The sequence below is a fragment of the Microvirga arabica genome (assembly GCF_016811235.1).
GTDB classification, from domain to species: domain Bacteria; phylum Pseudomonadota; class Alphaproteobacteria; order Rhizobiales; family Beijerinckiaceae; genus Microvirga; species Microvirga arabica.
In genome coordinates, this window is record NZ_JAFBID010000055.1 from 1 (window position 1) to 23,337 (window position 23,337).

A 23,337-nucleotide genomic window follows, 5' to 3' on the forward strand; every position below is an offset into this window, starting at 1 on the left:
CATAGGCTTGCGGCCGATCCCTCAGTCGGGCTGTACCGTCAGGCCGGCTATGCCCGACGGGCTGCCCTGTTCGAGACGCTCTATGCCTCGGGCATGCGGATCAGCGAGGCTTTGTCTCTGCTCTCCGATGCGGCTCCTCCCGGTACCCGGATGCTGCTGGTCCGCGGCAAGGGCGACAAGCAGCGGCTCGTACCTCTCCATGACCGAGCCATTGAGGCCATCACCCACTGGCAGAAGCTGGCCCGCACCTATTCCGGCGGAGCCCCCTCCCCCTGGCTGTTTCATTCGGTGCGCAACGGCAGCAAGGCGCTAACGCGCCAAGCGGCTCTGCTCGAGATCAAGGAAGCCGCGGTGGCGGCAGGCCTTGCCAGCCCCGAGCGGGTCTCTCCTCACGTGCTACGCCATGCCTTTGCCACCCACATGCATTCCGGCGGCACCGACCTGCGCGTGCTGCAGGAGCTGCTCGGCCATGCCGGCATCGAGACCACCCAGATCTACACGCACCTCGACACCTCCCGCCTCCACCACATGGTCCGCGACCTCCACCCGCTCAATGACGGGCAGGAAACCGGTGTGCCAGTACAGTCCTGATGTCAGCGTGTGGTAGAATACCTCTCAGGGAAGCTGATCCGGGAGGTGCGCAATGATCCGAGCCTCGTGCCATACCGCCGATAATGCCCTCGCTCTCGAGTTCGACGCGACACCATGGTTTCGCGAGGCCGATGGACAGAGCATCCTGCATCTTGCCGAGCAGGGCTGGTCCAGCGTCTGGGTCGCCGATGCGCTTGAGGCGCGGCCCGGCTATGAGGGCCCTCATCGGCTCATCGGTTATGCGGCTACCCGGCTGAGGGACGAGTCGCTCGAGGATCCCACCTGGGCTGCGATCGAGTGTGTCGTCAGCCGGCCTGATGCTACACAGTGGCTTGAGGAGAACAGGCCGGAGATCGCGCTGATGCTTCACCGCCAGCAAACGGAGGCACAAGCCGGTTAGGCAATCTCTGGAATGCAGCCTCACTCTTAGCCCTAGCACGGGGACCATCGATGCATCTCTTCGGAGCCTTGGAGCTCGAAATCCGGCCTGGAACGCCGGACAACCCGGCAAGCGTGAAGATCGCCCTCCTCCGCTACACCCGGGGCGAGGACGGCCGCCTGTTTATTACACCCGAGTGCACGTCCTTCGAAGAGATCGAAGGGCAGATCAATTCCCTTCAGGACGAACTGGACGAGATCCGGGAGCGCGCTCAGCGCGCATTCCAGGTGACCTGAAACCAACACCTTGGGACCTTGTACCCCCTTGGAGCGGCGGAGTTACCCCTTCGGGCGAGAGCCTGAACCAGGCGGGCAAAGTACACTCATTGAAGGACCTCGTAGGGGAGGCTGCCGGATGAGGGTTGTACTTTCTGCTTGCACCAACAAAGCGTTCTCGTGCGGCCCCATGCCGTTGGCGCACCTGAAACCCAGGCCGCTGATGGCGGTGAATGATAACAACGCTGTGTTCAGTCCCCCGAAAAGCTGCCATCCCTTTCACAGCAAAAGGGCTGCGTATGGGCGAGCCGAGTTCATCATTGCGGTGCTTGCCGTTGTTGCTGGCATCATCACGCTGCCTCTGCTTCAGGGCCTTGCGGTTCCTGTCATGACGGCCAGTGAGGAGACGCCTAAGGTTCTGCGCGGCAGTCCAGTTTCACCTAATCTTCTTCAGACGCAGGGGAACGGGTGAGATGATCTTCATGGGCTGCTTGCAGGCTGCTGTGTATCAGTCAAGCTCATGAAAAAGCCCCGTCCGGCTTGGTTGGACGGGGCTCAAGTCTACGGAGGCCTGATGCAAGGAGAGCACAGGGGCTGTGGAACGCCTCCGCAACAGTGAAACTCTTAGGGACCGGGAATGTTGCGCTACAATGCCGGAACACGTTGGCGCTAAGGCATGATCTGGAGGGGCGCATGGGTGAGTGGAAGACGGTCTATGAAGACGAGGTCGAGGAGCGTTGGGTCACGCTGAAAGTCTATGAGAGTAAGGACGACGAGGAGGATGATGATGATGACGGCCTAGTTGTCCGCGTGACAGTAGCGCCCATTGACGACGAACCGGAGCAGAAGGGCGACGAGCCGAAGCCCATTGCCAAACCAGATGCAGAGGACAACTCTATCACCCTCGATCCTGATGCAGTTGAGGATCTCGAAGAGGAGTTGATCGAGATCGGCTTCAGTCCTGAGGCGGTCAGGTGGATCGTCAGCAAGGTCCCTGATTGAACCGCCCGGCAACCGTAAACGAGGCGTAAACGCTTGCCATCCGTTCCATGCTCATTGTGCATGGCAGAGGTGACCACTTTCAGGTTTGTCTTGGGGCGGGTGCGCTGTAGATGACCCCTCCTCCGCCACGGCCTCCCGGTGGCGGGTTTCCTCCCTAAAACTCGGCCACCCCTCAGGTGGCCTTTTTTCGCTGCCTGTGCGGCACCCGCGCGGGCTGGCTCATCATTGAGGTTGCGTCATGTTTTTATCAGTTGCTCTTTCTGGCCTGCGCCGCTGGCTGCGTGCTCGTGAGACAGCACGGCAATTGAGTGCCCTGTCGGACCGTGAGTTGTCCGACATCGGCATTGCCAGGCACGACGTCGCGCAGGTTGCACGCCAGGGCCACTGAAGCCTGAGGTGAGTGCCGCTGCGATCGATGAGATTGGTGAGGGACAAGGAGGGCAGTGCATCCGTGCCCGTCCTTGTCCCTCGGGCCAAGCGGCCACAGAGCTCATCTGAAGCAACTCGATGACAGCCTTATGGCGCCACTGTGCTTGATCTTTGGTGGCAACAATTCGTCGGATCTCGCCTTGACCTGCCTCTCGCGATCAACACAGCCTTCACAAGTCCAGTTGACGTTGGCTCGCGCCATGCCTTGAATTCCGGCCCGGCAACGCTCCAAATCATATTAGGGGCCAAGCGGGATGTTTTCGGCCATGTCATCCAGCTTCGCGGCCATGATGAAGTCGTTCTCGTGCAGGCCCTTGATCTTCTTGGTCTGGAGGGACACCGTCGCATAGCCCCAGCCGAAACTGATGTCCGGGTGATGCCCCTCGGCTTCTGCGAGTTCGGCCGCCTTGTGCACGAACGCGAAAGCCTGCGCGAAATTCTTGAACGGATAGGTCCGCTCAATCCGGCGCGCGTCATCGTGGATCGTCCACTCCGGCACCTGTTTATGGAGGACCGCAACTTCTTGCGCAGTCAGCGGCGGGATCCCGCCGCGGCACGGGGTGCAGGTCTTTTCAACGAGAGCAGTGATTGTCATGAACTCCTCCTCTTACTTGCATGGGAGCATAGCATCCCAGCCGTTGAGGGCCTTTGCTATTCCATCACCTTCAGGATCCTTGGATCAGAATCGCGCTTCCTGGGGCTCCGACCTGCGCGTGCTGCAGGAGCTGCTCGGCCATGCAGGCATCGAGACCACGCAGATCTACACCCACATCGGTACCTCTCGCCTGCACCAGATGGTCCACGCCCTCCATCCTCTGAATGCGCAAACTTGTTCAGCTTGAAAACGATGGTGACCCGCCTCCAGTTATGATTGACGAGGAGCACTCACGACTTGCCGGGACGGCCGCTACGTTCAGACAAGGCGGCGCCGATCTGTTGTACCAGTTCCGCAACGAGGCCGGTGCTCTCCCAGGCATAGATGGAAACCATGATCGGAGCTTCGTCGCCGAATCGGGTATAAGGCCTGACATGGCGCCCGAGTGTTGCGGCAATTGGGAGGAGGGTTATGCCGAGACCGCCCTCGACGGCGACGAGCACGTTGTTGAGGCTGCTGCCTGAAAAAGCGATGTACCAATGGCGGCGCTCACGCTCGATGCGGTCGAACATTGTCTCACGGTACAGGCCACCAGGAGGGAAGGTCACGAGGGGGACAGGGTCCGGCCAGGCACCAGGAGCATCCTTGCTCTCGAACCAGCCTGTGGCTTCGGGGAAGCTTGCCCGGCAATCGTTGCTGGGCGCCGTCTCCTTGACGACAACGATGTCGAATTCGCCGCCACGGTAGCGCCGGGTCAGGTCCCGGCTCAGCCCGGCGCTGACGTCCAGACGGATCTCCTGGTGGCGCCTGGCGAACTCGCCGAAAAGCCGCGCCATGGGACGGCTGAAGACATCTTCCGGAAGTCCGATATGAATGGGCGTTGTGCCGGCCGGATTGCCCAATGCCGCCGTCGCCTCGCTCTGGAGCGCCATGATCCGACGGGCATATCCAAGGAGGCGTTCGCCTGCGGCGGAGGGGCGAATGGGGCGTGCGTCCCGATCCACCAAGGTCTGCCCAACGGCTTCCTCAAGCCGGGCGAGCTGCTGACTCAAGGTCGACTGGGTCATGTGCAGGCGCTCAGCCGCCCGGGTAAAGCCTCCGGCTTCGATGATTGCAATAAAGGTCCGCAATAGGCGTGGGTCGAGCATCGGCGAATCGTTGGAGCACCGCAATTGCTATTCAATAAATCAATAATCTCAATCTGAACATTTAATTTACAGATGGAGCAAGCTGGCACTATCCTCCCGACATCGCAGTAAAGAATTCTTGGCGGCGTGAGCGGATCTCCTCGTGGGAGGTGCGACGATCGACAGCCTTATAACGGCCAAGCCGAACTCGGCAGCCGACGCAGGCCCAAGTGCCGCGCATTACACCTCGGCGATAAGCAGACAGGAGCGACCCGTGCAAAGTGCAAATCACCAAAGCCGCAGAGCCTTCCTTCGTCATTCCGGTGGGCTGGCAACCGCGTCCGCAATACTGGGCTTGAGCGGCACGCAGAGCGGGGCCGCCGAGGCTGCCACCAGCACGGATCAGTCCCGTCAGCACATCACCACTGTTACCGACAGCCACTACTATTTGAGTGACGTGCGCCTTGAGGAGGGCTTCGAGCACGAGGGTGAGGTGGTCGTCGGCACCCGAACCGGAATCCATACGCTGGAAATCCAGGATGGTCGCATCAAAGCGGTGCACGACGCGGGTGCCGCGTTGGAGGCAGCTCTGCCGCGCTACAAGGCGCAGGGTAAGCTGCTTCTGCCTGCGTTCCGGGACATGCACATCCACCTGGACAAGACCTTCTACGGCGGACCTTGGCAAGCGCCCCTCCCCCGTCAGGGCAAGACCATCATGGACATGATTGCGCGGGAGGAAGTGCTTCTTCCGAAGCTGCTGCCGACCTCGCGGGCGCGTGCGGAGAAGCTGATTGACCTCCTCCTCTCGCAAGGCAGCTCGATAGCACGCAGTCACTGCAACATCGATCCAGTGAGCGGATTGAAAAGCCTGGAACATCTGCAGCTTGCGCTGGCGAGTTATCGTGACAGCTTTGAATGCGAGATCGTCGCCTTCCCGCAGCACGGCCTGTTGCATTCCAAGGTGGATGGGCTGATGCGTGAAGCCATGAGCATGGGCGTGCAGTACGTCGGCGGTCTGGACCCCACCAATGTTGACGGTGCCATGGAAGCATCACTGGATGCGATGTTCCAGATCGCGCTCGACCACGACAAGGGCGTCGACATCCATATCCATGAAGCCAACCCTGCCGGCGTGGCGGCTCTCAACTACATGATTGCGACCGTCGAGAAGACCCCGGCGCTGCGCAACCGGCTGACGCTCAGCCACGCCTTCGCCCTTTCAACTCTGCGTCCCGAGGAGCTGAACGAGATGGCCGGGCGCATGGCTGCCCAGGGCGTGACCGTGGTGTCGACGGTGCCGATCGGTCAAAGGACGATGCCGCTGCCGCAGCTGCGTGCCAAGGGAGTCAAGATTATGACCGGTACGGACAGCGTGATCGATCACTGGTCACCGTTTGGCACCGGTGACATGCTGGAGAAGGCCAACCTGTGCGCCCAGCTCTACGGTGGAAGCGACGAGTTCCGTCTGTCACGTGCCCTTGCGATCGCCACGGGCGATGTGCTGCCGCTGAGCGATGATGGCAAAGTGGCTTGGCCGAAACCAGGTGACACGGCTGAGTTCGTTCTGGTTGATGCCAGCTGTTCGGCCGAGGCCGTCGCACGGCGCTCACCGCGGCGGGCAACGGTCCACAAGGGGCGTCTGGTCTACGGTGCTGTTGAGCGTGCTTGAGGTAATGACCTTCGGCCGAGACGCTCACAGCTCCTGCAAGGAGTTCCGATCATGCGAAGAAGTCTCGTCATCTCGATCCTTGTTGTACTCGGCATGATGGGCCATTCGATGATAGCCGTTGGACAATCGACGAGCGGGGAAGACTTATTGAACGCTGTCACAGACAAGGATGTCGATGCGGCGCAAATTCAAGCCCTTTTGTCGCGGGGCGCCGACATCGATGCAAGGGATGAAGCCGGACGCACGGCGTTGCTCATCGCAACCCACGGCAACAGGATCGAGGCTGCGAGGGCCTTGATTGAGGCCGGTGCCGATGTCAACGCAAAGGATCGGATCAACGACAGCCCCTATCTCTATGCCGGGGCGCGGGGTCATCTCGAGATCCTGACGATGACGCTCGCGCACGGCGCGGATCTCAGGAGCACCAATCGCTATGGCGGCACCGCCCTCATCCCGGCGTCGGAGCGTGGCCATGTCGACACTGTTCGGGTCCTGATCGAAGCGGGGGTCGATGTGGACCACGTCAACAATCTTGGTTGGACGGCTTTGCTGGAGGCCATCATCCTGAGTGACGGGGCGGAACGTCATCAGCGGATCGTCGGGCTTTTGGTGAAGGCAGGTGCCGACATCAACTTTGCGGATCGGGATGGCGTGAAGCCGCTGCAACACGCGCGCAGCCGCGGTTACAGGGAGATCGAAGCGACTCTTGTCGCGGCGGGAGCCATGTGAGCACCCTCACCAAAGGTCCATTAGGCATGTTGGTGGGACGTCTTTGATTGGTGATACCCGCTGACGTTATGGAGAACTCATCAGCCTTGCGGATTAGCGTTCTGTTAACCATGATCGGTCAACGATAGCCGAAGCCGAATGGTAGGTGGGAAGAGCGCGGAAGAACCGCCTCCCGCCTATTGTGGCTTTGGTTACGTCTGCCCCCAAGGAGCCCAGTGTGAACGCGATCCTCAAAGAGCGCATCGGAGAACGGGTTTCTGCGCTCAAGATCTCGTGGCGCAGGGCCTCCCTGGAAGCGGGTCTGGAGGCGGGATTCATCCAGGACATCATTACCGGTCGCTCCCAGCATCCAGGTGAGGATGCGGTGGCAAGCCTAGCTACCATTCTCAAGTGCAGCTCGGCGTATCTGACGGGCCAGAGCGACGATCTTGCCAGCGCTGCAGGGGCTCACGGCGCGGCTGCAGTTCCTTCGGACGCGGCCCAGCGGCCCGATGCTGTGATGGCGCTCAGAATTGTCGACGAACTGCTGGCCGCTGGTCACATCGAGGCAGCCCGCGTCGCTGTCAGGCGTGCTCTCAAGGCCATTGCTGTCGAATAAAGGTGCACGCGCCTTCCAATCGCACATAACACAGCTGCATCAGTTGACCCGTTGCGTCATCGTTGACAACGAGCAGCAAGGATGGACCGCGATGACCCTTGAACCCGAGTTGGTTCGAGCTGCCGATTAGCACCAACTCTCCATGGACTTCCCGCTGCAGCCGGGGCTGATGGAAGATGCGTATCGGGGGCTATGACGTTTCTGCTTCGCAGTATCGGGACATTCTGACTTTGCGCCTACATGCGAATTTCGTCGAACAAAGACTATGGAGCCAGAACCTGTGATCCTCCAAGCCTGTGGCAAGATTTCGAGAGCTGCGTTCGGACGAGCTAGAGCGCCTCGTAGAACCAAAAGCCGTAGCCCAATGCACGTGTCTGTTCGCATTTTGCGATGCAGCCTTAAGGGTTAAGTCACCATAGCGGTACTAACCTCCAATCTATTGATGCCAGCCTGGTGAACCCCGTCAGCCCAACCAATCTGAGCAACAGAATGAGTTCACAGTCAAAGGGCTGTGGGATAGGAATTTCGATGATCCGGCCTTTTGCATCCAAGCTTCCTCACCTGTGGCGCGCCAAGACGGTAGTTTTAGGTCTTGCTGCCGCTGCCGGATGGAGCTTGTTTGCAGTCTCAAGCTATTCCGCGGCCGAAACGGAACGTCATCTCCAGGAGCAAATCGTCGATCTCCAAGCAGGCCAAGTGCGGCTGCTGTCTGAACGGGATCAGCTTCAGAGCGCCACTACAGAGATCGCACAGCTGCGCAGGCAGCTCAGAATGGCTCAAGATGAGGCCGCCCGCCTAACCCAAGAAAGACTTTCAGCTCAGCCTAAGCTGTCGGCAGCTCAACCCCTACTCAACGCGAACTCACCCGTTGCTCGCCAACAGCCGAACGTCGCTGCTCAGACAAGCTCAACCCGCAGCACGCCCCCTGCTCCGCCACGGGCACCAGCGCGACCTGTAGGAGCCGCACTGACGAAGCCCAAACCGAGCATCCTGGTTGCGGAGACTGGCTCGGGTGACGGGAAGCGCTAGCCTAAGGTTGGCATCGTTGCCCCAGCGGAAGTTACGCATTCTGCACCGGAGATTCAGTCTCTTTTACCCTGCATGTAATCCGGAGGGCTGCCGGACGGCCTGCTAACCTCCATGGCTTGCACTCTGTAAATTGGCACCGAGTATGGACCCTTGAGCCGACTGCCGTTACGCACATGCCATTGCTAGCGAGTTCGTAGAATCGGCAGGGTCATCACCGGCGCCGATCATGACCCCACCAGAGTTCCATTTTGTGTTGCTAAACTCAGGCGTTGCACTCCCATTAAGAGGGGTCAAAGCTTCGGTGCTGAGTCATGCAGGCCTCTCAATATAGAGTGAATGTAGATGAGGAAGTCACTCTGAAGGCACTTATATTACAGCGGATTACCTAGTCGAGATTGGCAGTACGACTATCGGCTAAGAGGTTCGCAACGGTATACTTGGTTGACACCCTTCGACTGACGTATGTAATCACTTCCGCAGCGGGAGAGATCGTGCCGGCGCTTGATCCGGACGACGCCGACGGAGCAACCACCCCGGAAACTCTCAGGCAAACGGACCGCTGTGGTATTGGAACTCTGAAAAGCAGGACGGTTGTCCTGCGCCGATGGTGAAAGTCCCGCTCAATCCATGGGCTGGATGAAGCTCTCAGGCCAATGACAGAGGGGGTGCTTGAAGACCCGCAGGGCGCGGGCAGGAGCACCTATGACCATCGACAACCTTCAGGTCGCCGTGATCGGCGCTGGCATCACTGGCATCACCACCGCATACAACCTTGCAAAACGCGGATACGCAGTCACCGTTTTCGACCGCCATCCCTACGCGGCGATGGAGACCTCCTTTGCCAATGGCGGCCAGCTCTCGGCCTCGAATGCCGAGGTCTGGAATAGCTGGGGCACCGTGCTCAAAGGCATCAAGTGGATGATGACGCCTGGCGCTCCGCTCCTGGTCAATCCAACGCCATCCTGGCACAAGCTGTCGTGGATGGCCCAGTTCGTTGCAGCCATCCCGAAGTACGAAGAGAATACGCTTACGACCGTCCGGCTCGCCATGGAGGCGCGGCAGCACTTGAAGCGCATAGCTCAGGACGAGGGGATCGACTTCGACTGTGAGGAGCGCGGTATCCTGCATTTCTACCACAGCAAGGCTGAGTTCGAGGCTGCTGCACGGGTATCGGCGCTGCTCAAGAGGGGTGGGTTGGAGCGACGAGCGGTCACGCCAGAGGAAATGCGCGCGATCGAACCTGCTCTGCAGGGAGAGTTTTACGGCGGCTTCTATACGGAGTCTGATTTTACGGGTGACATCCACAAGTTCACCCACGGTCTCGCCCGAGCCTGCGATCGTTTGGGCGTGACGATGCGCCTTGCAACCGATGTCCTCGGGATCGCTCGTAATGCCAGTGACCGTTTGCGGGTGACCTCCAGGTCGGATGAGGCGCCAAGCGAGGGGCATGCAAGCAGCGACGAGTTCGACCGGGTCGTCATCTGTGGCGGTGTCGCCTCGCGCAGGATCGCGAGCCAACTCGGTGACAGGGTCAACGTCTATCCGGTCAAGGGATATTCAATCACCGTCAACCTGTCCGAGAACTCCGACCAACGCGCGGCACCGTGGACGAGCTTGCTCGACGACCGCGCCAAGATCGTGACGAGCCGGCTTGGCGCGGGACGCTTCCGGGTGGCGGGGACGGCTGAGTTCAATGGCACGAACAGGGATATTCGGGCAGAGCGCATTGATCCGCTCATCCGATGGTGCCGAAAACACTTTCCCGGCATGAGCACGCGCCAAGCTGTGCCGTGGGCGGGCTTGCGACCGATGATGCCCGATATGCTGCCACGGGTCATGCGAGGGCGCGATCCTCGGGTATTCTACAATACCGGGCATGGACATCTGGGGTGGACCCTGTCAGCCGCAACTGCCGATGCCGTCGCGGCGCTTGTTGCCGCAAAATCCAATCTGAATTGATTGGTGACGAGACATGAGCCCTCAGTGAAACGCGCACTCGTCTAATGTGCTGTCGCCCGTTGACGCCGTGTTGCACGGATAGCAACCAGGCAGCTGGAGCGGAATGACATACGACGCCTGTGCCCTCTTGATCCTGGATGGGCACAGTACCGCTCAAGTCCACTGCCGCTCTCGCCTGACATAATCCAGAACAGCCACAAGTGGTCTTGCCGCCTGTCTAAAGGCTCGACCTGTTCCCACGTTCTATCGCCCTCAGATCACTCCGAGGGCGCGCATGGCCTCGGCCACGCGCATGAAGCCTGCAATGTTGGCGCCCAGCACGTAGTCGCCGGGTGAGCCGTATTCCTCAGTGGTGTCGGCACAGCGATCGTAGATGTCGCGCATGATCGTGGCCAGCCGCTCCTCGGTCTGCTCAAACGTCCAGCTGTCACGCGAGGCGTTCTGCTGCATCTCCAGCGCCGATGTCGCCACACCGCCTGCATTCGCGGCCTTACCCGGGGCAAACAGCACGCCGGCCTCCTGGAAGAGGCGCACCGCCTCCCGCGTGGAGGGCATGTTTGCGCCTTCGCCTAACGCGATCACCCCGTTTTCGACCAGCGTCTTGGCATCCTTGCCGGTCAGCTCGTTCTGTGTCGCCGACGGCATGGCCACGTTGCAGGGCATGTCCCAGATCGAGCCGCCCTCGATGTAGTGCGAGCCTGTATCCTTGAGCCGGGCATACTCGGCAATCCGCTCGCGGCGAACCTCCTTGATCTCCTTGACCAGATCGAGGTCGATGCCGGTCTCATCCACCACGTAGCCGCTCGAATCCGAGCAGACCACGATCGTGCCGCCGGATGCGATGATCTTCTCCATCGTGTAGATCGCCACGTTGCCCGAGCCGGACACGACCGCGCGCTTGCCGTCGAAGCTGGTGCCCTTCGTCGCTAGCATCCGCTCGATAAGGGCATCGTCGGCATAGTCGGGGTGTTTGGCGATGACACGGCTCAGGCTCTCCAGCACCTCGTGCATCGCCTGGTGGAACTCGGCTTCGCCCGCGTTGCGGCGCATGACCTCAGCAAGGATGGGCTCAAGCTTTTCGTCGGTCCTGGTCACAATGGAACTCTCGGTAGGTGGGCAGGTCAATTATGAGTCTGACGTCTTGCCAAGGCTTCAGAAGGATCATCACCTTCGGTGAGGAACGGCGTTTCAAGGCGAGATCCCTCGCGAAAGGCATTACTCAAAACGGCGGCAGTTTGAAATTTCATGTCGTCAGCCATCCCTGTATGCAACGCATGGATGAAGCTCAGCTGATGAGGAGGGCAGGCTCCGCGGAGCTCGAAGCTTGGTTTGACTTGGGTTTACGACGGAGATGCCGCCGGAAGTCCGTGCTCTCCCAGGCCCGAAGACGGTGCCATGCTCGGCCCTTCGACGGTGGGTTCAATCCGATAGGTCGAGATCGCGATACCATGGAGGGACGGGACCAAGCCGTTGCACCAGGGAAATCGATGAAGGCCCGTACCTTGGCCGGAGGGCGGCGGTTGCTGGCGTAGACGGCGAACACCCCGGGCAGCTCCATCGGCGGCTGATCCAAAGTCAGCGCGACGAGCCGACCCGCACGGATGTCGTCGCCGAGCAGAAACGTCGGTTCGTAGACCAGGCCTTGGCCCGCCAGGGCTGCAGCGACCAAGGCGTCGCCGTTGCTGGCCTGGAAGTTGCCCCTGATTGGAACGGTGACTGAGCCAAGCGCTGGGCCAGCACGCCGGTGGGCTCTCTCGAGCGGGCGATCTCCTGGCGCACGGCTGGGGTGGTGCGGGCTTGCGGATGAAGGGAGAGCATCACGTCCTCCTACGGCGAGGAGCTCGCCGCCGCAGGCCGTCAAAGCGCCAAGTATACTCCTCAATTGCGCAACGTACCCGGTCCCAACAATGTTCCGCTACCGAACAGCTAGGTTCGTCCAGCCGTGTACGCAGACATCCGGAACAATATGAGCATCGCCCAGGATGAGATCTTCGGACCGGTTCTGTCCATCTTACCCTACAGAGATGAAGAGGATGCAATCCGGATCGCCAACGACACGGTCTATGGGCTGTCCAGCTATGTGACCTCGGGTAATCTCGAGCGGGCCCGCCAGGTGGCACGCCGCATTCGGGCCAACATGGTTCATCTGAATGGGTCTCGCGGCGATATCGCAGCACCATTCGGTGGCTATAAGCAATCCGGCAATGGGCGTGAGTGGGGCCCATTCGGCTTTGGGGAGTTTCTTGAAACCAAGGCTATGTTTGGTTACTTGGCGTGAATGACGGCATGGTCAAACTGGCTCGTGCCAAACATGCTGAAGCAAGCGCGTTCATATGACAGAATCAGGCAGTGAGCGCGGCGGCAGGACCGCAGGCTTGTCACCGCGGTAGAGTTCGCTACTCCTCGACAGAAACCGACCGCCCATCCCATTTTAAGAGGAAGACATCTCTTCTTGCGTTGCCGGCATTATCTTCACCCCCGACGATGAGGATGCCTTTAGGCATGCTAAAGGAGGCTCCATAGGCGAGACCTGCAGGAAGCTCGCCCACCTGCATCCAATTGCCATCTTTCAAAGAGTAGACATGCGTACGCCAAGCCTTGCTCAGGCCCTCATGTGCGAACCAGTGGCCGGCCTCTGCACGGGCGCGAGCACCTTTGAAGTTTGCACCGCCAGCGACCAGCACGGTGTCTCCGACCGAGCCGGCATAGGCGCCTGCCACTCCTTCCTGGAGAACGTCACCGGCAGGTTTCGGCAAGTCCGCAAGCTGCCGCCACTCAACTCTACCGCCCACAAAGGTAATGGATTTAACATTAGGGGTGCGTAGTCCCGGCTTGATCTCACCGCTTATGATAAAAAATGTGTTCTGATCAATCGATACCACGGCTGCATCGCAGTTCGGCAGGAAAGGGCTTTCACCCAGTTCTCTCCAGTGCTTTGCTGCGGGATCAAAGGCCAGAATTTTACCGTTCCAGCGGTAGTCCTTTGGCTCCATGGACATGTACGAAGTGACTAGCTTCGCGAAGTCTGCCGGAAACTTTTCCTTGTCGATGGCACTCACATCGGACAGGTATTTGTCGAAGAGCTCCTTGTTGTATCCGCCAACAACTGCGATCCGGCCATCGGGAAGACTGATGGCCTTGGCACCTGAAAGGCCAACTGGCGTGGTTGTGTCTAGGCTCTGCCAGCTATCACTGGCAGGGTCGTAGCTGTAGATCGTGTTGAAGATGATGGGCGACTTGGCATCCAATGCCGGCTTGCCGTTACCGCTGAAGACGAAAATCTGCCCGTTTGACGTCGCAACGGCCGCGCCGTTCGTCGCCGGTCCCGGGAACGGGGATCGCGTGACCCAACCCTTTTCCCGCTCCTTGAGATCAAGCGAGTAGAAGGCGGTTCCCGCCGAACCTAAGCCAACATAGATCGTGTCGCCGACGCGAGCGGACACTCCATTCTTCACTCCAACCGGCAGGTCTGGCCAAGCGGGTTCAGCCGCGGCAATGTTTAAGGACAGTCCGATCGCGGCGACGCTTCCAACAAACGCCTTTGTCATTTGCTTGATAGTCATGGGCACTCCTCCTGATCCTTGATGGGTTTGTCTAGTTCACCCGCTGGCGCCGCGTGCCTGCTCAGGAAATGCTGCTGCAAAGTCCTGCAAGATTGGCGTCCTTGTTCATGTTTTCTTCGGGGGACAACCTCCCTATCCGCTCACGTCGTGCCGGATACACGCTTTGAAGTGTCCGGGCGAGACCTCTTCGAGCGGAGGCACCACCCTCGCGCACTGCTCAGCCGCATGCGGACAGCGCGTCCGGAAAACACATCCTGAAGGTGGGTTTGCTGGGCTTGGAATATCACCCTTCAGGATCTGCCGGGTGCGGGACTTGGCAGGATCCGGAGACGGGATCGCAGAGAGCAACGCGCGCGTATAAGGGTGCCGTGGATCGGCATAGAGCGCTTCGCTCGAAGCGATCTCCATGATACGCCCGAGATAGAGCACGATAACGGTGTCGCAGATGTACTCGACGACCGCCAGGTCGTGCGAGATGAAGAGCATCGTCAGTCCAAGGCGGATCTGCAGGTCGCGCAGCAGGTTAACGATCTGGGCCTGGATCGAGACGTCGAGCGCCGAGACAGGCTCGTCAGCCACGATCAACTGCGGCTCGAGCGCCAAGGCTCGCGCGATCCCAATGCGCTGGCGCTGCCCGCCCGAGAACTCATGCGCATAACGGTCGAAGGCATCAGCCGGTAGGTCGACGGCGGCCAGTGCCGCCTTGGCCCGCTGGGTTCGCTCCTGGCGCGTCCCCGCACGCTGGATCTCAAGCCCCTCCGTTAGGATCTGACCGATTGTCATGCGTGGCGAGAGGCTCGCGAAGGGATCCTGAAAGATGTACTGCATGCTCTTGCGTTGCCGGCGCATCTCGGCGGCAGAGAGCTTCGTGAGGTCGGTGCCGTTGAAGCGCACCTCGCCGGATGTTGGCTCGATCAGGCGCAGCACAGACCGCCCGATCGTGGTCTTACCGCTGCCTGACTCGCCTACGAGGCCGACGACTTTGCCGCGTGGCACATTGAAGGAGACATCCTCAAGCGCGCGCACGACCGACCCGCGCGAAAACCCTGCCGGCTTGAAATGCTTGGTCAACCCTCTGACCGAGAGCAGCGGTTCCTCCATCCCTAGATCTCCTGCCATCTGATGCAGCGGCTCTTCTGACCATTGCCGGTTTCATACAAGGACGGAACGTCCGCCCGGCATGCGTCGATCGCAAAGGGGCAACGGGGAGCAAACGAGCAGCCTTGCGGGAGCTGAACGAGGCTCGGCACGGAGCCTGCGATCGTCGGAAGCGGGATCCCCTTCCGCTTCAGTTCAGTCGCCTCTCCCAGCTTTGGAACCGAGCGCATCAGCCCGATCGTATAAGGGTGGCGCGGACGGGCGAATACGTCCGCGACGGTGCCAGTCTCGACGACCCGGCCGGCATACATCACAGCCACCCGGTTGGCGATCTCCGCCACAACGCCTAGGTTATGCGTGACGAACAGGACGGCCATGCCCCGCTCCGCCTGCAGCTTCTGCAGGAGGTCGAGGATCTGGGCTTGGATCGTCACGTCGAGCGCGGTGGTCGGCTCATCGGCAATCAGAAGGACCGGATCACAGGCAAGCGCCATCGCGATTGTGGCACGCTGGCGCATGCCGCCTGAGAGTTCGTGCGGATATTGCTTGGCGCGCCGCTCGGGATCGGGGATGCCGACATCAGCCAAGAGTTTGATCGCGGCAGCCGCCGCATCCTTGTGGCTACGACCGAGATGGATGCGCATGGGCTCGGCGATCTGCTCGCCGATGGTATAGACCGGGTTGAGACTCGTCATGGGCTCCTGGAAGACCATGGCGATGTCATTGCCTCTGATCTGCCGCATACCCTCGGTATCGAGCTTGGTCAGGTCCTGCGCCTGCCCCGCTTTGCCCCGGAACAGGATGCTGCCCTCAGCCACCTGCCCCACTCCTCTGGGTAGAAGGCCCATGACTGAGAGGCTGGTGACGGACTTGCCCGATCCAGACTCGCCGACCAGGGCCAGGGTTTCGCCTGGCGCGATCGTCAGGTTCAGATCCTGCACGGCCGCAACTTCGCGCCCGCCGATGCGGAACACCATTTTGAGGCCTGAGATATCCAAGATCGGGGTGGCGTGCATGACTTCAGCTCGCGAGTCCAGCGGCACGGACGATCTCTTCGACTTTCGCAGCCTCCTCGGCGTTGAGTGACCGCTGAGGCCGGGCCATCGTGTTGGAGGCAATGACACCAAGAGTGCGCATGGCTGTCTTGAAGGCGCCAACACCCGCCGAGCCCGCGCTGGTGCGGGGAAGCGAAACCCAGACCATTTCAAAGAGCCGGCATAGGCGCTCCTGTTCCTTGCGGGCGGCCTCCCATTCTCCCGCTTGAGCATGGTCCCATAGCCGCACGTACCCGTGCGGGTCCACGTTGGCGAGACCCGGGACGACACCGTGCGCGCCTATCTGGAGGGCGTTGTCGACCACGATCTCGGAGCCTGTCATGAGGAAGACGTCAGGCTTGTCCATGAGATCGAGCAGGCAGAAGCGGAAATTTCCATCGTCGCCGCTCGAGTCCTTGAGCCCAGCGATAGTGCCCTCGCGAGCCAGTGCCACCGTTGTCTTGCGCTCCAGCTTGGTGTGAACGCAGACCGGAATATCATAGGCAATCACGGGGATCTCAAGCGCCTCGCGCACATAGCGGAAATGGTCCACAACCTCCGGCTGGCTCGTACGAGTATAGAAAGGAGCCGTGACAACAACGGCATCGACTCCGATCGACTGCGCCGTTCTGGCGTGACCAATGACCCGGTCGGTCGTCGGATCAATGACGCCGGCCAAAACCGGCAGGCGTCCGTTCACCACTTTCACGGTGTGTTCGAGGATCTGACGCCGGGTTGCCTCGTCGTGGAAGATCACCTCACTCGTCGAGCCGAGCACAAAGAGGCCATGCACGCCACCCGCGATGAGATGTTCGAGAACCTTGGTATAGGACGGATAATCGACCTCAAAGTTCTCGGTCAGGGGAGTGACAACTGGGGGAACGACGCCGCGGAAATTGGTCATAGTGAACCTTTGTTGCTTGGTTATTGAAGATCGGAGCGGGGATCGAAGGCGTCGCGCAGGCCGTCGCCAACGAAATTGATCGCCAGCACCGTGATGACGAGCGCCACGCCGGGAAACATCCACTGCCAGACATACTGCTCAAGGACGCTGGTCGAGCGCGCTGCGTTCAGCATGTTGCCCCAACTGGCCTCCGGGGGAGCAATCCCGAGTCCAAGGAAGGACAGGCCGGCCTCGAGCAGGATGGCATTGGCGATCTGCAGCGTTGCGTAGACCACGAGGATGTCGATGCAGTTCGGGAGGCCGTGGCGGAACAGCAGGTGCCCCAACCCGGCTCCCATGCCACGAGCGGCGACCACGAAGTCACGCTCACGCAACTCAAGAAGGCGGGCGCGGACCATGCGTGACAGCACGGGCCAGGACAGCAGCGAGATCACGGCGATCGTAGGCACAATACCCGTGCCGACAATTGAGGCGAGCACAAGCAGCAGGATGACCGGTGGAAGCGTCATGGCGAGATCTACGAGACGCATGATGGCGCCATCTGCCAAGCGGCCGCTGAAGGCCGACAAGGCACCCACAAGGAAGCCGATCACCAGGGAAACTCCGACTGATGTGACAGCAACGAGGAGTGAGATACGGCCACCCTGCATCAGACGCGCGAAGACGTCGCGCCCGACACCATCGGTTCCGAACCAGTGGCTGGCGCTGGGGCCCTTGTTGAGGGCCCGCAGATCAATCTGGTTGGGCGTATACATCCACCAGAGCGGATAGGTCAGGATCGCAATGAGAATGGCAGCGAGAACGACAAGTCCCGCCAACGCGAGTCGGTTGGTGATAAACCGACCGAGGGCCCGGGCTGTCGGCCCTTTGCTGGATACAGGGATAGCAGCTGCAGCGCTCATTATCAGGCCACCTGGATGCGAGGATCGATTGCAGCGTAAGCAATGTCGGTCAGGAGATTGACCACAATGACGCAGGCTCCGATGATGAGTGTGGCTCCCATGATCACCGGGTAGTCACGCGTGTCGACGGCATTGATCAGCAGCAGGCCCATGCCCGGCCAGTTGAACACACTCTCGATGAAGATTGCGCCGCCTACGGCAATGCCGATGGTCGACCCGATGAGGGTAACGACCGGCAGGAGCGCATTGCGCACCGCGTGCTTCATGATAACCCAGAACTCCTTTACACCCTTCGCCCGGGCGGTACGGACGTAATCTTGGTTCAATACCTCAAGGAGCGACGCGCGCATGTAACGCATGATCAGCGCTGCGTGGCCGATGGACAGAAGGCACGCGGGTAGAATGAGGTGAGACAGGAGGTCACCAACTGAGAACGGGGCTCCGGGTGTTAGCATCCCACCAGACGGTGCCCAGCGCAGGACCACCGAGAACAGGTAAAGGCCGAGGATTGCCGTGAGGAAGGCCGGGCTCGAGATGCCAAAGAAGGCGATGACGGAAAAACCGATGTCAGTTGGGGAATTGCGCCTGACGGCGCTGAGAATCCCCGCCGCGATGCCGATGAGAATTGCGATGACGAGTCCGGCTGCCATCAGCAGGATGGTTGGCCCGATACGTTCGAGCACGAGGGGCAGAACCCTCACACCGTTACGCTGGATCGAGTATCCGAGGTCGCCGGTCGCGGCAGCCCGCAGCCACGCGAGATACTGCATGGGCAGAGGCTGGTCGAGCCCAAGACGCGCGCGTAGTGCATCCATCTCCGCCTGGGACATGGCAACGTTGGGGTTGATGTAAGCGTCGATCGGGTCGCCCGGTGCCAAGCGCAGGAGGACGAAGACGAGCATGCTCAGGGCAACGAGCATCAGCAGACCGGTAGCGAGGCGCCTCAGGATGTACGGCAGCATGAGTATGCCTTGTGGTTTTGGGAAGGCAGCCCCATTGGGACCGAGCCGCCTTCTCCGATGCTCCGATGGGTGCGCTTACCTCTCGATTGACCATTTCTCCGGGTGCGCGTTGTAAGGTCCACCGGCCGGAGCGGGCACCCAGACGAAGTCCTTCAGCTTGGTCGAGGCGACGCCGTAGCGGTTGGCGACCCACATGGTAGCCCAGGGGAGATTGGCGTTCATCGCCTTGCAAACGTCCTGGTAGCGCGTGTTGAGTTGTTGCGGATTGGTCTCCGCAAGCGCGGCATCGAGCGCCTTGGTCAGTTCTGGCATCTCGATGCGCAGGAAGTTCGCTCCGGCGGGAGGCTTTTGTGCGGCGTTCAGGCCGATGTTGAGACCCGACGGATCCGGCCCGTTCTGAAGCCCGGCGTAAACGAGCGGGAACTGGCTGAAGTCAGGATTGCCGGCGTAGATGATGCCGTTGTAGGTCGGCGTGTCGACGACGCGCGGCACTACGTTGATGCCGACCTGCGCGAGCATGGCCTGCACGGCCGCCATGACGTTAGCAGCCTGGGGTGTGTTGTAATAGGTCAGCCAAGTGATCGGCTTGCTGCCATTGATCTTGTCCCAACCGGCTTCCGCCAAGAGGGCCTTGGCCTTGGCCGGGTCATAGGCGTACGGGTTTAGACCCTCAGGGACGAGTTGTTTAGCGACATAGCCGCAATTGGCGACGGTCGCAGCTCCGCCATAGAGGCTGTCGATGATGGCTTGGCGGTCGATAGCGTGCATCACGGCCTGGCGCACACGCACATCCTTCCAGAGCGGCACCTGCTGGTTGAAGCCCACGTAGTTGACGACGAAGGATTGCCCTTCGATGACCTTGAATCCTTTGTTGTCCTTGAACGCCGAGACGTCGTCGGGTTCGACGTAGGTGAACTGGATTTCACCTGCTCGCAGCGCTGCCACAGCAGCCGCTGTGTTCTTGAAGTAGCGGTTGATCACCCGGTCCACCTTCGGGCGCCCAAGGCGGTAGTCGTCATCGGCGACCAACTCGACGTACTGGTCGGTCACATATTGCTTGAACTTGAAGGGTCCGGTTCCGACGGGTTTCGTCGCCCACCATGTGCTGGTCGCCAGCTCCTTCGGCGTCGTGCCGGCAAGCGCATGCTCGGGCAGGATCATGAGCTTTGTCAGGCTCGCGAGAAGACCCGCATCAGGGCGCGAGAGTTTGATCACCGCCGTACGCTCATCAGGCGTCTCGACGGAGGCGATCGCGTTGAGGCGCGCGGCGAAGACCGTTCCGGTTTCGCCATTCTTGGCGAGATCAACCGTGAACTTCACGTCCTTGGAGGTGAAGGGCTTGCCGTCGTGCCAGGTTTCGTTGGCGAGCTTGAAGGTATATTCGGTTTTGTCGGCATTGACGGAATATTCGGTGGCGAGAGCCCCTTCGATCGCCGTTAAATCAGCATTGTAGTTGACCAATGGCTCGAAGTAGACGTTGAGCCAGGTGAAGCCGCCTGTTGCTGCAAGTGGATTGAAGTTACCTTGGAAACCGCCTGGCCCAACGTCAAAGCCACCGGTAATCGTCTTCTGCTCCTGGGCTGCCACTGAAGTCGTTAGGGCTGTTGCCCCAAGAAGCGCCGCGACGGAGATGGCTCGTGTCAAAGTTTTCATCTGCATCATTTCCTCCCGTTAAACGTTGGTGGGTCTTCTGTTATTTGCGATCACCTCGAGGATGCCCTCGTAGTGTTTATCGAGCCTCTCCCGGGCTCGTTCGACATCGCGCGCCGCCACCGCCTCGACGATTTCGTGATGATCGCGCCAGGTGGAGAGCGGGTCGGAATTGGCGAGGTTGGCGAAGTTGGAAGCCTTGTAAAAGGCCCGCCAGAAGATCTCGATCAGGCCGGTGAGCATCCGGTTGTTCTGGCACCGAAACAACAGTCTATGAAACTGCTCGTCCTCTTCGGCGAAACTCTCGTTGCGCTCGGCCCGCTGGCGCATGCGTTCTGTCACCTGGCGCAAAGCGGCGAGATCCTCCTCGCTGATCATCTCGACTGTTTTGTGGATGAGCCCGGTTTCGAGAACACGGCGTAAGTCACGAAGCTCCTCAACATCCCGCAGGGCATCACCGAGACCATAAGCGAGATTGTCCAGCAGCGGCTGGAACGAGAATTCCTTCACAAAGACGCCGATGCCGCGACGGGTTTCCAAGATACCCACAGACTCAAGGGCCTTGATGGCTTCCCGGACAGAGTTGCGGCTGACCCCCAGCTGCTGAGCAAGAATAGACTCGGGCGGCAGCGCATCGCCAGCCTTGAGCTGGTTATCCTCGATATAGCCGCGCAAGCTCTCCTGCACCGTTACGTGCAGGGAGGGGGGCTTGGTCAACGGCTTTATGCCTCTCAGGCCAGACATTCTTCACTCCTGCTGGCTAGCCGCGGACTAACACTGGCGGAATTCATTATCTGTCTTGCTACATATCAGCTTGTAGGATATCCAGCAAGTGGGCAAGAGAACAGGTGTGTTACATGAGGGTTTGTCTGCTGGGCGTGAGCCACTGGCACGCCGCGATGCATCTGGATGCGGTGAGGTCCTCAGGCGGCAAGGTCACGGACGTTTGGGACTCCGTAGCGGGAGCGGGCGCCAGTTTTGCCGACGCCCACGGCGTTGCGGTTTGTGATCGTGTTGAACAAGCGCTTGAGAGGAAGCCCGATTTGGCGGTCGTCATGGGTTCCCCCGGAAATGTTCCGGACCTCGCGCTGAAAATCGTGTCTGCCGGCATCCCAATAATCCTAGAGAAGCCGGCTGCCCCCACGACCAGCGCGTTGATGCATATCGTCGAGGCTGCCCGGAGCAGTGGGACCTTTGTCGGCGTGCCTCTCCCGAACCGTTTTGGGCCCATCTTCCGTACAATGGCAGAGCTTGAGGCGGAGGAGCGCCTGGGCAAGCTTGCCCATGGCCATTTCCGGATCGTCAACGGCCCTCCTCAACGCTACCGCGACGATGGGGTCGGTTGGATGCTCGATCCGGCAGTCAGCGGCGGCGGGGCGCTGCGCAACCTCGGCATTCATGGCATCGATGCGGCCCTTTCGCTTGCTCAGGGGACTTTGCGCGTCGTCTCAGCCTCGATTGGCAATCGCATCTTTGACGAACGAGTCGAGGACCACGCCCACGTAACCTTGCGCGACGAGTTCGGCACGCTCTTCACGGTTGAAGCAGGCTACACCTATGCCTCGATGGCTGCGGGCGGAGACTTCGAGTGGCGGATCGCCACCGGCAACGCTTACCTGATCGATCGGGGCGAGACGGCACAGTGCGCGACCCTGGACGATGGAAGCACCCGTATGCTCGCTCCCGAACATCCTAGCACGCGCTACCGCTTGTTCATGGCCGACACGTTCGACCGGCTCCGCTCGGGGAAGGATCCGGCGGTCAGCATTGAGGATTACCTGGCGGCGATGCAGGTCATCGATGCCGCATACGAGAAGGCGAAGGCATGATCGGAGTAGGGATTATCGGGGCCGGCCACTTCGGAGCGGTTCACGCTCGCGCGATGGCGGAAGTTGAGAGTATAAGGCTCGTTGCGTGCTGCCGGGAGGATGCAGATGCCGCGTCCGCCTTTGCAGCCGAACATGGTGGCAAGAGTTATACCGATTGGCGTGCACTGCTCGATGATCCAACGGTTGATGCCGTTCTAATCGCCACACCGCATCACCTGCATGAAGAGATTGCCATCAAGGCCGCACGGGCAGGCAAGCATATCCTGCTTGAGAAGCCTATGGCACCGAGCGTCGCTGCGTGCGATGCCGTGCTTGCAGCTGCGGAGACGAACCGTGTCAAGCTTATGATCGGTCATGTGATGCACTTCGCCCTGCCCTGCCTTAAGGCCAAGGAAATCATCGACTCGGGCGTTCTCGGTGCCCCGGTCGTGGGTTCGAGCTGGATGATCAAGCTCTGGATGGAGAGCAACCGACGCCCCTGGCACCTCAACTCCGACTCTGGGGGCGGAATGCTGATGACTGCCGGTATCCACGCACTCGATCGGTTGATTTGGCTCATGGGGCAGCCGGTGGTCGGGGTAACGGCGATGACCGGCACCTACTTCCACGAACAAGAGGCTGATGATGCGGCTCTGATCGGCTTGCGCTTTGCAAATGGCCGGATCGGCCAGGTGGCCAGCGTCGGCTACCGTGATGGCGCCGTGACCTTTGCCATGGATCTCGTCTGCGAAAAGGGAACGATCCGGATCGATTTCAATCATGGCATCTCTGTCGGGCAAGGCGGAATGTGGACGCCAGTTCCCGGATCCATCGAGCCGAACTGGATGGGCGCGGCTGTGGCGCGCGAGTGGAGGGCCTTCGCTGCCAGCATCATGAACGATAAGCCTTCTCCGGTCGGCGGTGTGTATGGAGGCCATGTCGTTGCCTGCATCGAAGCGGCTCACCGGGCCAGCGCCAGCCGGTGCGAGGTCCCGATCCCTGCCACCACCCTGGTGTAACCCTCCACCCAACAA

Annotated in this window: 24 protein-coding genes, 4 pseudogenes and 1 riboswitch; of the genes and pseudogenes, 14 read left to right on the top strand and 14 right to left on the bottom strand. The window is 60.5% G+C overall.

Features of this window, described 5'->3' with window-relative positions:
• The 6 genes from JQC81_RS22160 to JQC81_RS22185 form a co-directional block, all read left to right on the top strand.
• Nucleotides 1-591: tyrosine-type recombinase/integrase (locus JQC81_RS22160; protein ID WP_203273985.1), on the top strand; the 591-nt coding region annotated here is incomplete at its 5' end.
• Nucleotides 592-643: 52 nt separating this feature from the next.
• A complete protein-coding gene (locus JQC81_RS22165; protein WP_203273986.1) occupies nt 644-991 on the top strand; it encodes a hypothetical protein in 348 nt (115 codons plus the stop codon).
• A 50-nt stretch (nt 992-1,041) separates the two neighbouring features.
• Complete coding sequence (locus JQC81_RS22170) at nt 1,042-1,266, top strand: hypothetical protein (RefSeq protein WP_203273987.1); 225 nt, start codon at nt 1,042-1,044, stop codon at nt 1,264-1,266.
• A 118-nt stretch (nt 1,267-1,384) separates the two neighbouring features.
• A complete protein-coding gene (locus JQC81_RS22175; protein ID WP_203273988.1) occupies nt 1,385-1,717 on the top strand; it encodes a hypothetical protein in 333 nt (110 codons plus the stop codon).
• Nucleotides 1,718-1,938: 221 nt separating this feature from the next.
• Nucleotides 1,939-2,247 (top strand): hypothetical protein, encoded by a 309-nt coding sequence (locus JQC81_RS22180; RefSeq protein ID WP_203273989.1) that lies wholly within the window; start codon nt 1,939-1,941, stop codon nt 2,245-2,247.
• Nucleotides 2,248-2,485: 238 nt separating this feature from the next.
• On the top strand, nt 2,486-2,635 hold the full coding sequence (locus JQC81_RS22185) for a DUF1127 domain-containing protein (RefSeq protein WP_203273990.1): 150 nt from the start codon (nt 2,486-2,488) through the stop codon (nt 2,633-2,635).
• A 279-nt stretch (nt 2,636-2,914) separates the two neighbouring features.
• Here JQC81_RS22185 and JQC81_RS22190 read toward each other — a convergent pair whose 3' ends face one another.
• Entirely contained in the window at nt 2,915-3,271 is a 357-nt protein-coding gene (locus JQC81_RS22190) for a 4a-hydroxytetrahydrobiopterin dehydratase (protein WP_203273991.1), read from the bottom strand.
• A gap of 103 nt (nt 3,272-3,374) precedes the next feature.
• Between JQC81_RS22190 and JQC81_RS22195 the strand changes: the two are divergent.
• Nucleotides 3,375-3,518: pseudogene (locus JQC81_RS22195) on the top strand (tyrosine-type recombinase/integrase); the annotation flags it as partial.
• Nucleotides 3,519-3,561: 43 nt separating this feature from the next.
• Here JQC81_RS22195 and JQC81_RS22200 read toward each other — a convergent pair.
• Complete coding sequence (locus JQC81_RS22200; RefSeq protein WP_203273992.1) at nt 3,562-4,419, bottom strand: LysR family transcriptional regulator; 858 nt, start codon at nt 4,417-4,419, stop codon at nt 3,562-3,564.
• Nucleotides 4,420-4,672: 253 nt separating this feature from the next.
• Between JQC81_RS22200 and JQC81_RS22205 the strand changes: the two genes are divergently transcribed.
• The 4 genes from JQC81_RS22205 (at nt 4,673) to JQC81_RS22220 (ending at nt 10,382) form a co-directional block, all read left to right on the top strand.
• Nucleotides 4,673-6,067, top strand: a complete 1,395-nt coding sequence (locus tag JQC81_RS22205; RefSeq protein ID WP_203273993.1) for an amidohydrolase family protein — start codon at nt 4,673-4,675, stop codon at nt 6,065-6,067.
• A 108-nt stretch (nt 6,068-6,175) separates the two neighbouring features.
• Complete coding sequence (locus JQC81_RS22210) at nt 6,176-6,796, top strand: ankyrin repeat domain-containing protein (RefSeq protein ID WP_203274024.1); 621 nt, start codon at nt 6,176-6,178, stop codon at nt 6,794-6,796.
• 217 nt (nt 6,797-7,013) lie between these two features.
• The gene (locus JQC81_RS22215) at nt 7,014-7,394 is read left to right on the top strand and encodes a hypothetical protein (RefSeq protein WP_203273994.1); all 381 of its coding nucleotides are present in this window, start codon (nt 7,014-7,016) and stop codon (nt 7,392-7,394) included.
• Between the two features lie 1,499 nt (nt 7,395-8,893).
• Nucleotides 8,894-8,992, top strand: a riboswitch (glycine riboswitch).
• Nucleotides 8,993-9,125: 133 nt separating this feature from the next.
• Nucleotides 9,126-10,382 carry a D-amino acid dehydrogenase gene (locus tag JQC81_RS22220; RefSeq protein ID WP_203273995.1) on the top strand — a complete coding sequence of 419 codons (1,257 nt, stop codon included), beginning with the start codon at nt 9,126-9,128 and terminating at the stop codon, nt 10,380-10,382.
• A 252-nt stretch (nt 10,383-10,634) separates the two neighbouring features.
• Here the strand turns inward: JQC81_RS22220 and JQC81_RS22225 are convergent.
• The 4 genes and pseudogenes from JQC81_RS22225 to JQC81_RS34635 all read right to left on the bottom strand — a co-directional run.
• Nucleotides 10,635-11,318: pseudogene (locus JQC81_RS22225) on the bottom strand (dehydrogenase family protein); the annotation flags it as partial.
• A gap of 185 nt (nt 11,319-11,503) precedes the next feature.
• Nucleotides 11,504-11,641, bottom strand: coding sequence for a hypothetical protein (locus tag JQC81_RS22230; protein ID WP_203273996.1), 138 nt, complete (start codon nt 11,639-11,641; stop codon nt 11,504-11,506).
• Nucleotides 11,642-11,667: 26 nt separating this feature from the next.
• Nucleotides 11,668-12,087, bottom strand: a complete 420-nt coding sequence (locus JQC81_RS33360) for a LysR substrate-binding domain-containing protein (protein WP_312887569.1) — start codon at nt 12,085-12,087, stop codon at nt 11,668-11,670.
• A gap of 8 nt (nt 12,088-12,095) precedes the next feature.
• Nucleotides 12,096-12,200, bottom strand: a pseudogene (locus tag JQC81_RS34635) (IS481 family transposase); the annotation flags it as partial.
• 112 nt (nt 12,201-12,312) lie between these two features.
• Here JQC81_RS34635 and JQC81_RS22240 point away from each other — a divergent pair.
• A pseudogene (locus tag JQC81_RS22240) lies at nt 12,313-12,660 on the top strand (aldehyde dehydrogenase family protein); the annotation flags it as partial.
• Between the two features lie 118 nt (nt 12,661-12,778).
• Here the strand turns inward: JQC81_RS22240 and JQC81_RS22245 are convergent.
• From JQC81_RS22245 to JQC81_RS22280, 8 genes are all read right to left on the bottom strand, one after another.
• Entirely contained in the window at nt 12,779-13,945 is a 1,167-nt protein-coding gene (locus JQC81_RS22245; protein WP_203273998.1) for an N-acetylneuraminate epimerase, read from the bottom strand.
• A 132-nt stretch (nt 13,946-14,077) separates the two neighbouring features.
• Nucleotides 14,078-15,046 (bottom strand): ABC transporter ATP-binding protein, encoded by a 969-nt coding sequence (locus JQC81_RS22250; protein ID WP_203273999.1) that lies wholly within the window; start codon nt 15,044-15,046, stop codon nt 14,078-14,080.
• A 2-nt stretch (nt 15,047-15,048) separates the two neighbouring features.
• A complete protein-coding gene (locus tag JQC81_RS22255) occupies nt 15,049-16,059 on the bottom strand; it encodes an ABC transporter ATP-binding protein (protein WP_203274026.1) in 1,011 nt (336 codons plus the stop codon).
• 4 nt (nt 16,060-16,063) lie between these two features.
• Nucleotides 16,064-16,981 carry a dihydrodipicolinate synthase family protein gene (locus JQC81_RS22260; protein ID WP_203274000.1) on the bottom strand — a complete coding sequence of 306 codons (918 nt, stop codon included), beginning with the start codon at nt 16,979-16,981 and terminating at the stop codon, nt 16,064-16,066.
• Between the two features lie 20 nt (nt 16,982-17,001).
• Nucleotides 17,002-17,883, bottom strand: a complete 882-nt coding sequence (locus JQC81_RS22265; protein ID WP_203274001.1) for an ABC transporter permease — start codon at nt 17,881-17,883, stop codon at nt 17,002-17,004.
• Nucleotides 17,884-17,885: 2 nt separating this feature from the next.
• Nucleotides 17,886-18,845, bottom strand: a complete 960-nt coding sequence (locus tag JQC81_RS22270; protein ID WP_203274002.1) for an ABC transporter permease — start codon at nt 18,843-18,845, stop codon at nt 17,886-17,888.
• 75 nt (nt 18,846-18,920) lie between these two features.
• A complete protein-coding gene (locus JQC81_RS22275; RefSeq protein ID WP_203274027.1) occupies nt 18,921-20,504 on the bottom strand; it encodes an ABC transporter substrate-binding protein in 1,584 nt (527 codons plus the stop codon).
• 12 nt (nt 20,505-20,516) lie between these two features.
• Nucleotides 20,517-21,239, bottom strand: a complete 723-nt coding sequence (locus tag JQC81_RS22280) for a FadR/GntR family transcriptional regulator (RefSeq protein WP_203274003.1) — start codon at nt 21,237-21,239, stop codon at nt 20,517-20,519.
• A gap of 113 nt (nt 21,240-21,352) precedes the next feature.
• On the opposite strand from JQC81_RS22280, the gene JQC81_RS22285 reads away from it, so the two are divergent.
• Nucleotides 21,353-22,324, top strand: coding sequence for a Gfo/Idh/MocA family protein (locus tag JQC81_RS22285; protein WP_203274004.1), 972 nt, complete (start codon nt 21,353-21,355; stop codon nt 22,322-22,324).
• A complete protein-coding gene (locus JQC81_RS22290) occupies nt 22,321-23,322 on the top strand; it encodes a Gfo/Idh/MocA family protein (protein WP_203274005.1) in 1,002 nt (333 codons plus the stop codon). The genes JQC81_RS22285 and JQC81_RS22290 overlap by 4 nt, the downstream gene beginning before the upstream one ends.
• Nucleotides 23,323-23,337 lie beyond the last annotated feature (15 nt).

Coding starts and splice junctions, on each gene's coding strand:
- JQC81_RS22250 (WP_203273999.1), bottom strand. CDS start 15,046: ATGGAGGAACCGCTGCTCTCGGTCAGAGGGTTGACCAAGCATTTCAAG.
- JQC81_RS22270 (WP_203274002.1), bottom strand. CDS start 18,845: ATGCTGCCGTACATCCTGAGGCGCCTCGCTACCGGTCTGCTGATGCTC.
- JQC81_RS22265 (WP_203274001.1), bottom strand. CDS start 17,883: ATGAGCGCTGCAGCTGCTATCCCTGTATCCAGCAAAGGGCCGACAGCC.
- JQC81_RS22255 (WP_203274026.1), bottom strand. CDS start 16,059: ATGCACGCCACCCCGATCTTGGATATCTCAGGCCTCAAAATGGTGTTC.
- JQC81_RS22185 (WP_203273990.1), top strand. CDS start 2,486: ATGTTTTTATCAGTTGCTCTTTCTGGCCTGCGCCGCTGGCTGCGTGCT.
- JQC81_RS22200 (WP_203273992.1), bottom strand. CDS start 4,419: ATGCTCGACCCACGCCTATTGCGGACCTTTATTGCAATCATCGAAGCC.
- JQC81_RS22285 (WP_203274004.1), top strand. CDS start 21,353: ATGAGGGTTTGTCTGCTGGGCGTGAGCCACTGGCACGCCGCGATGCAT.
- JQC81_RS22260 (WP_203274000.1), bottom strand. CDS start 16,981: ATGACCAATTTCCGCGGCGTCGTTCCCCCAGTTGTCACTCCCCTGACC.
- JQC81_RS22230 (WP_203273996.1), bottom strand. CDS start 11,641: ATGGCTGACGACATGAAATTTCAAACTGCCGCCGTTTTGAGTAATGCC.
- JQC81_RS22290 (WP_203274005.1), top strand. CDS start 22,321: ATGATCGGAGTAGGGATTATCGGGGCCGGCCACTTCGGAGCGGTTCAC.
- JQC81_RS22210 (WP_203274024.1), top strand. CDS start 6,176: ATGATAGCCGTTGGACAATCGACGAGCGGGGAAGACTTATTGAACGCT.
- JQC81_RS22180 (WP_203273989.1), top strand. CDS start 1,939: ATGGGTGAGTGGAAGACGGTCTATGAAGACGAGGTCGAGGAGCGTTGG.
- JQC81_RS22275 (WP_203274027.1), bottom strand. CDS start 20,504: ATGCAGATGAAAACTTTGACACGAGCCATCTCCGTCGCGGCGCTTCTT.
- JQC81_RS22220 (WP_203273995.1), top strand. CDS start 9,126: ATGACCATCGACAACCTTCAGGTCGCCGTGATCGGCGCTGGCATCACT.
- JQC81_RS22170 (WP_203273987.1), top strand. CDS start 1,042: ATGCATCTCTTCGGAGCCTTGGAGCTCGAAATCCGGCCTGGAACGCCG.
- JQC81_RS22245 (WP_203273998.1), bottom strand. CDS start 13,945: ATGACTATCAAGCAAATGACAAAGGCGTTTGTTGGAAGCGTCGCCGCG.
- JQC81_RS22280 (WP_203274003.1), bottom strand. CDS start 21,239: ATGTCTGGCCTGAGAGGCATAAAGCCGTTGACCAAGCCCCCCTCCCTG.
- JQC81_RS22190 (WP_203273991.1), bottom strand. CDS start 3,271: ATGACAATCACTGCTCTCGTTGAAAAGACCTGCACCCCGTGCCGCGGC.
- JQC81_RS22175 (WP_203273988.1), top strand. CDS start 1,385: ATGAGGGTTGTACTTTCTGCTTGCACCAACAAAGCGTTCTCGTGCGGC.
- JQC81_RS22165 (WP_203273986.1), top strand. CDS start 644: ATGATCCGAGCCTCGTGCCATACCGCCGATAATGCCCTCGCTCTCGAG.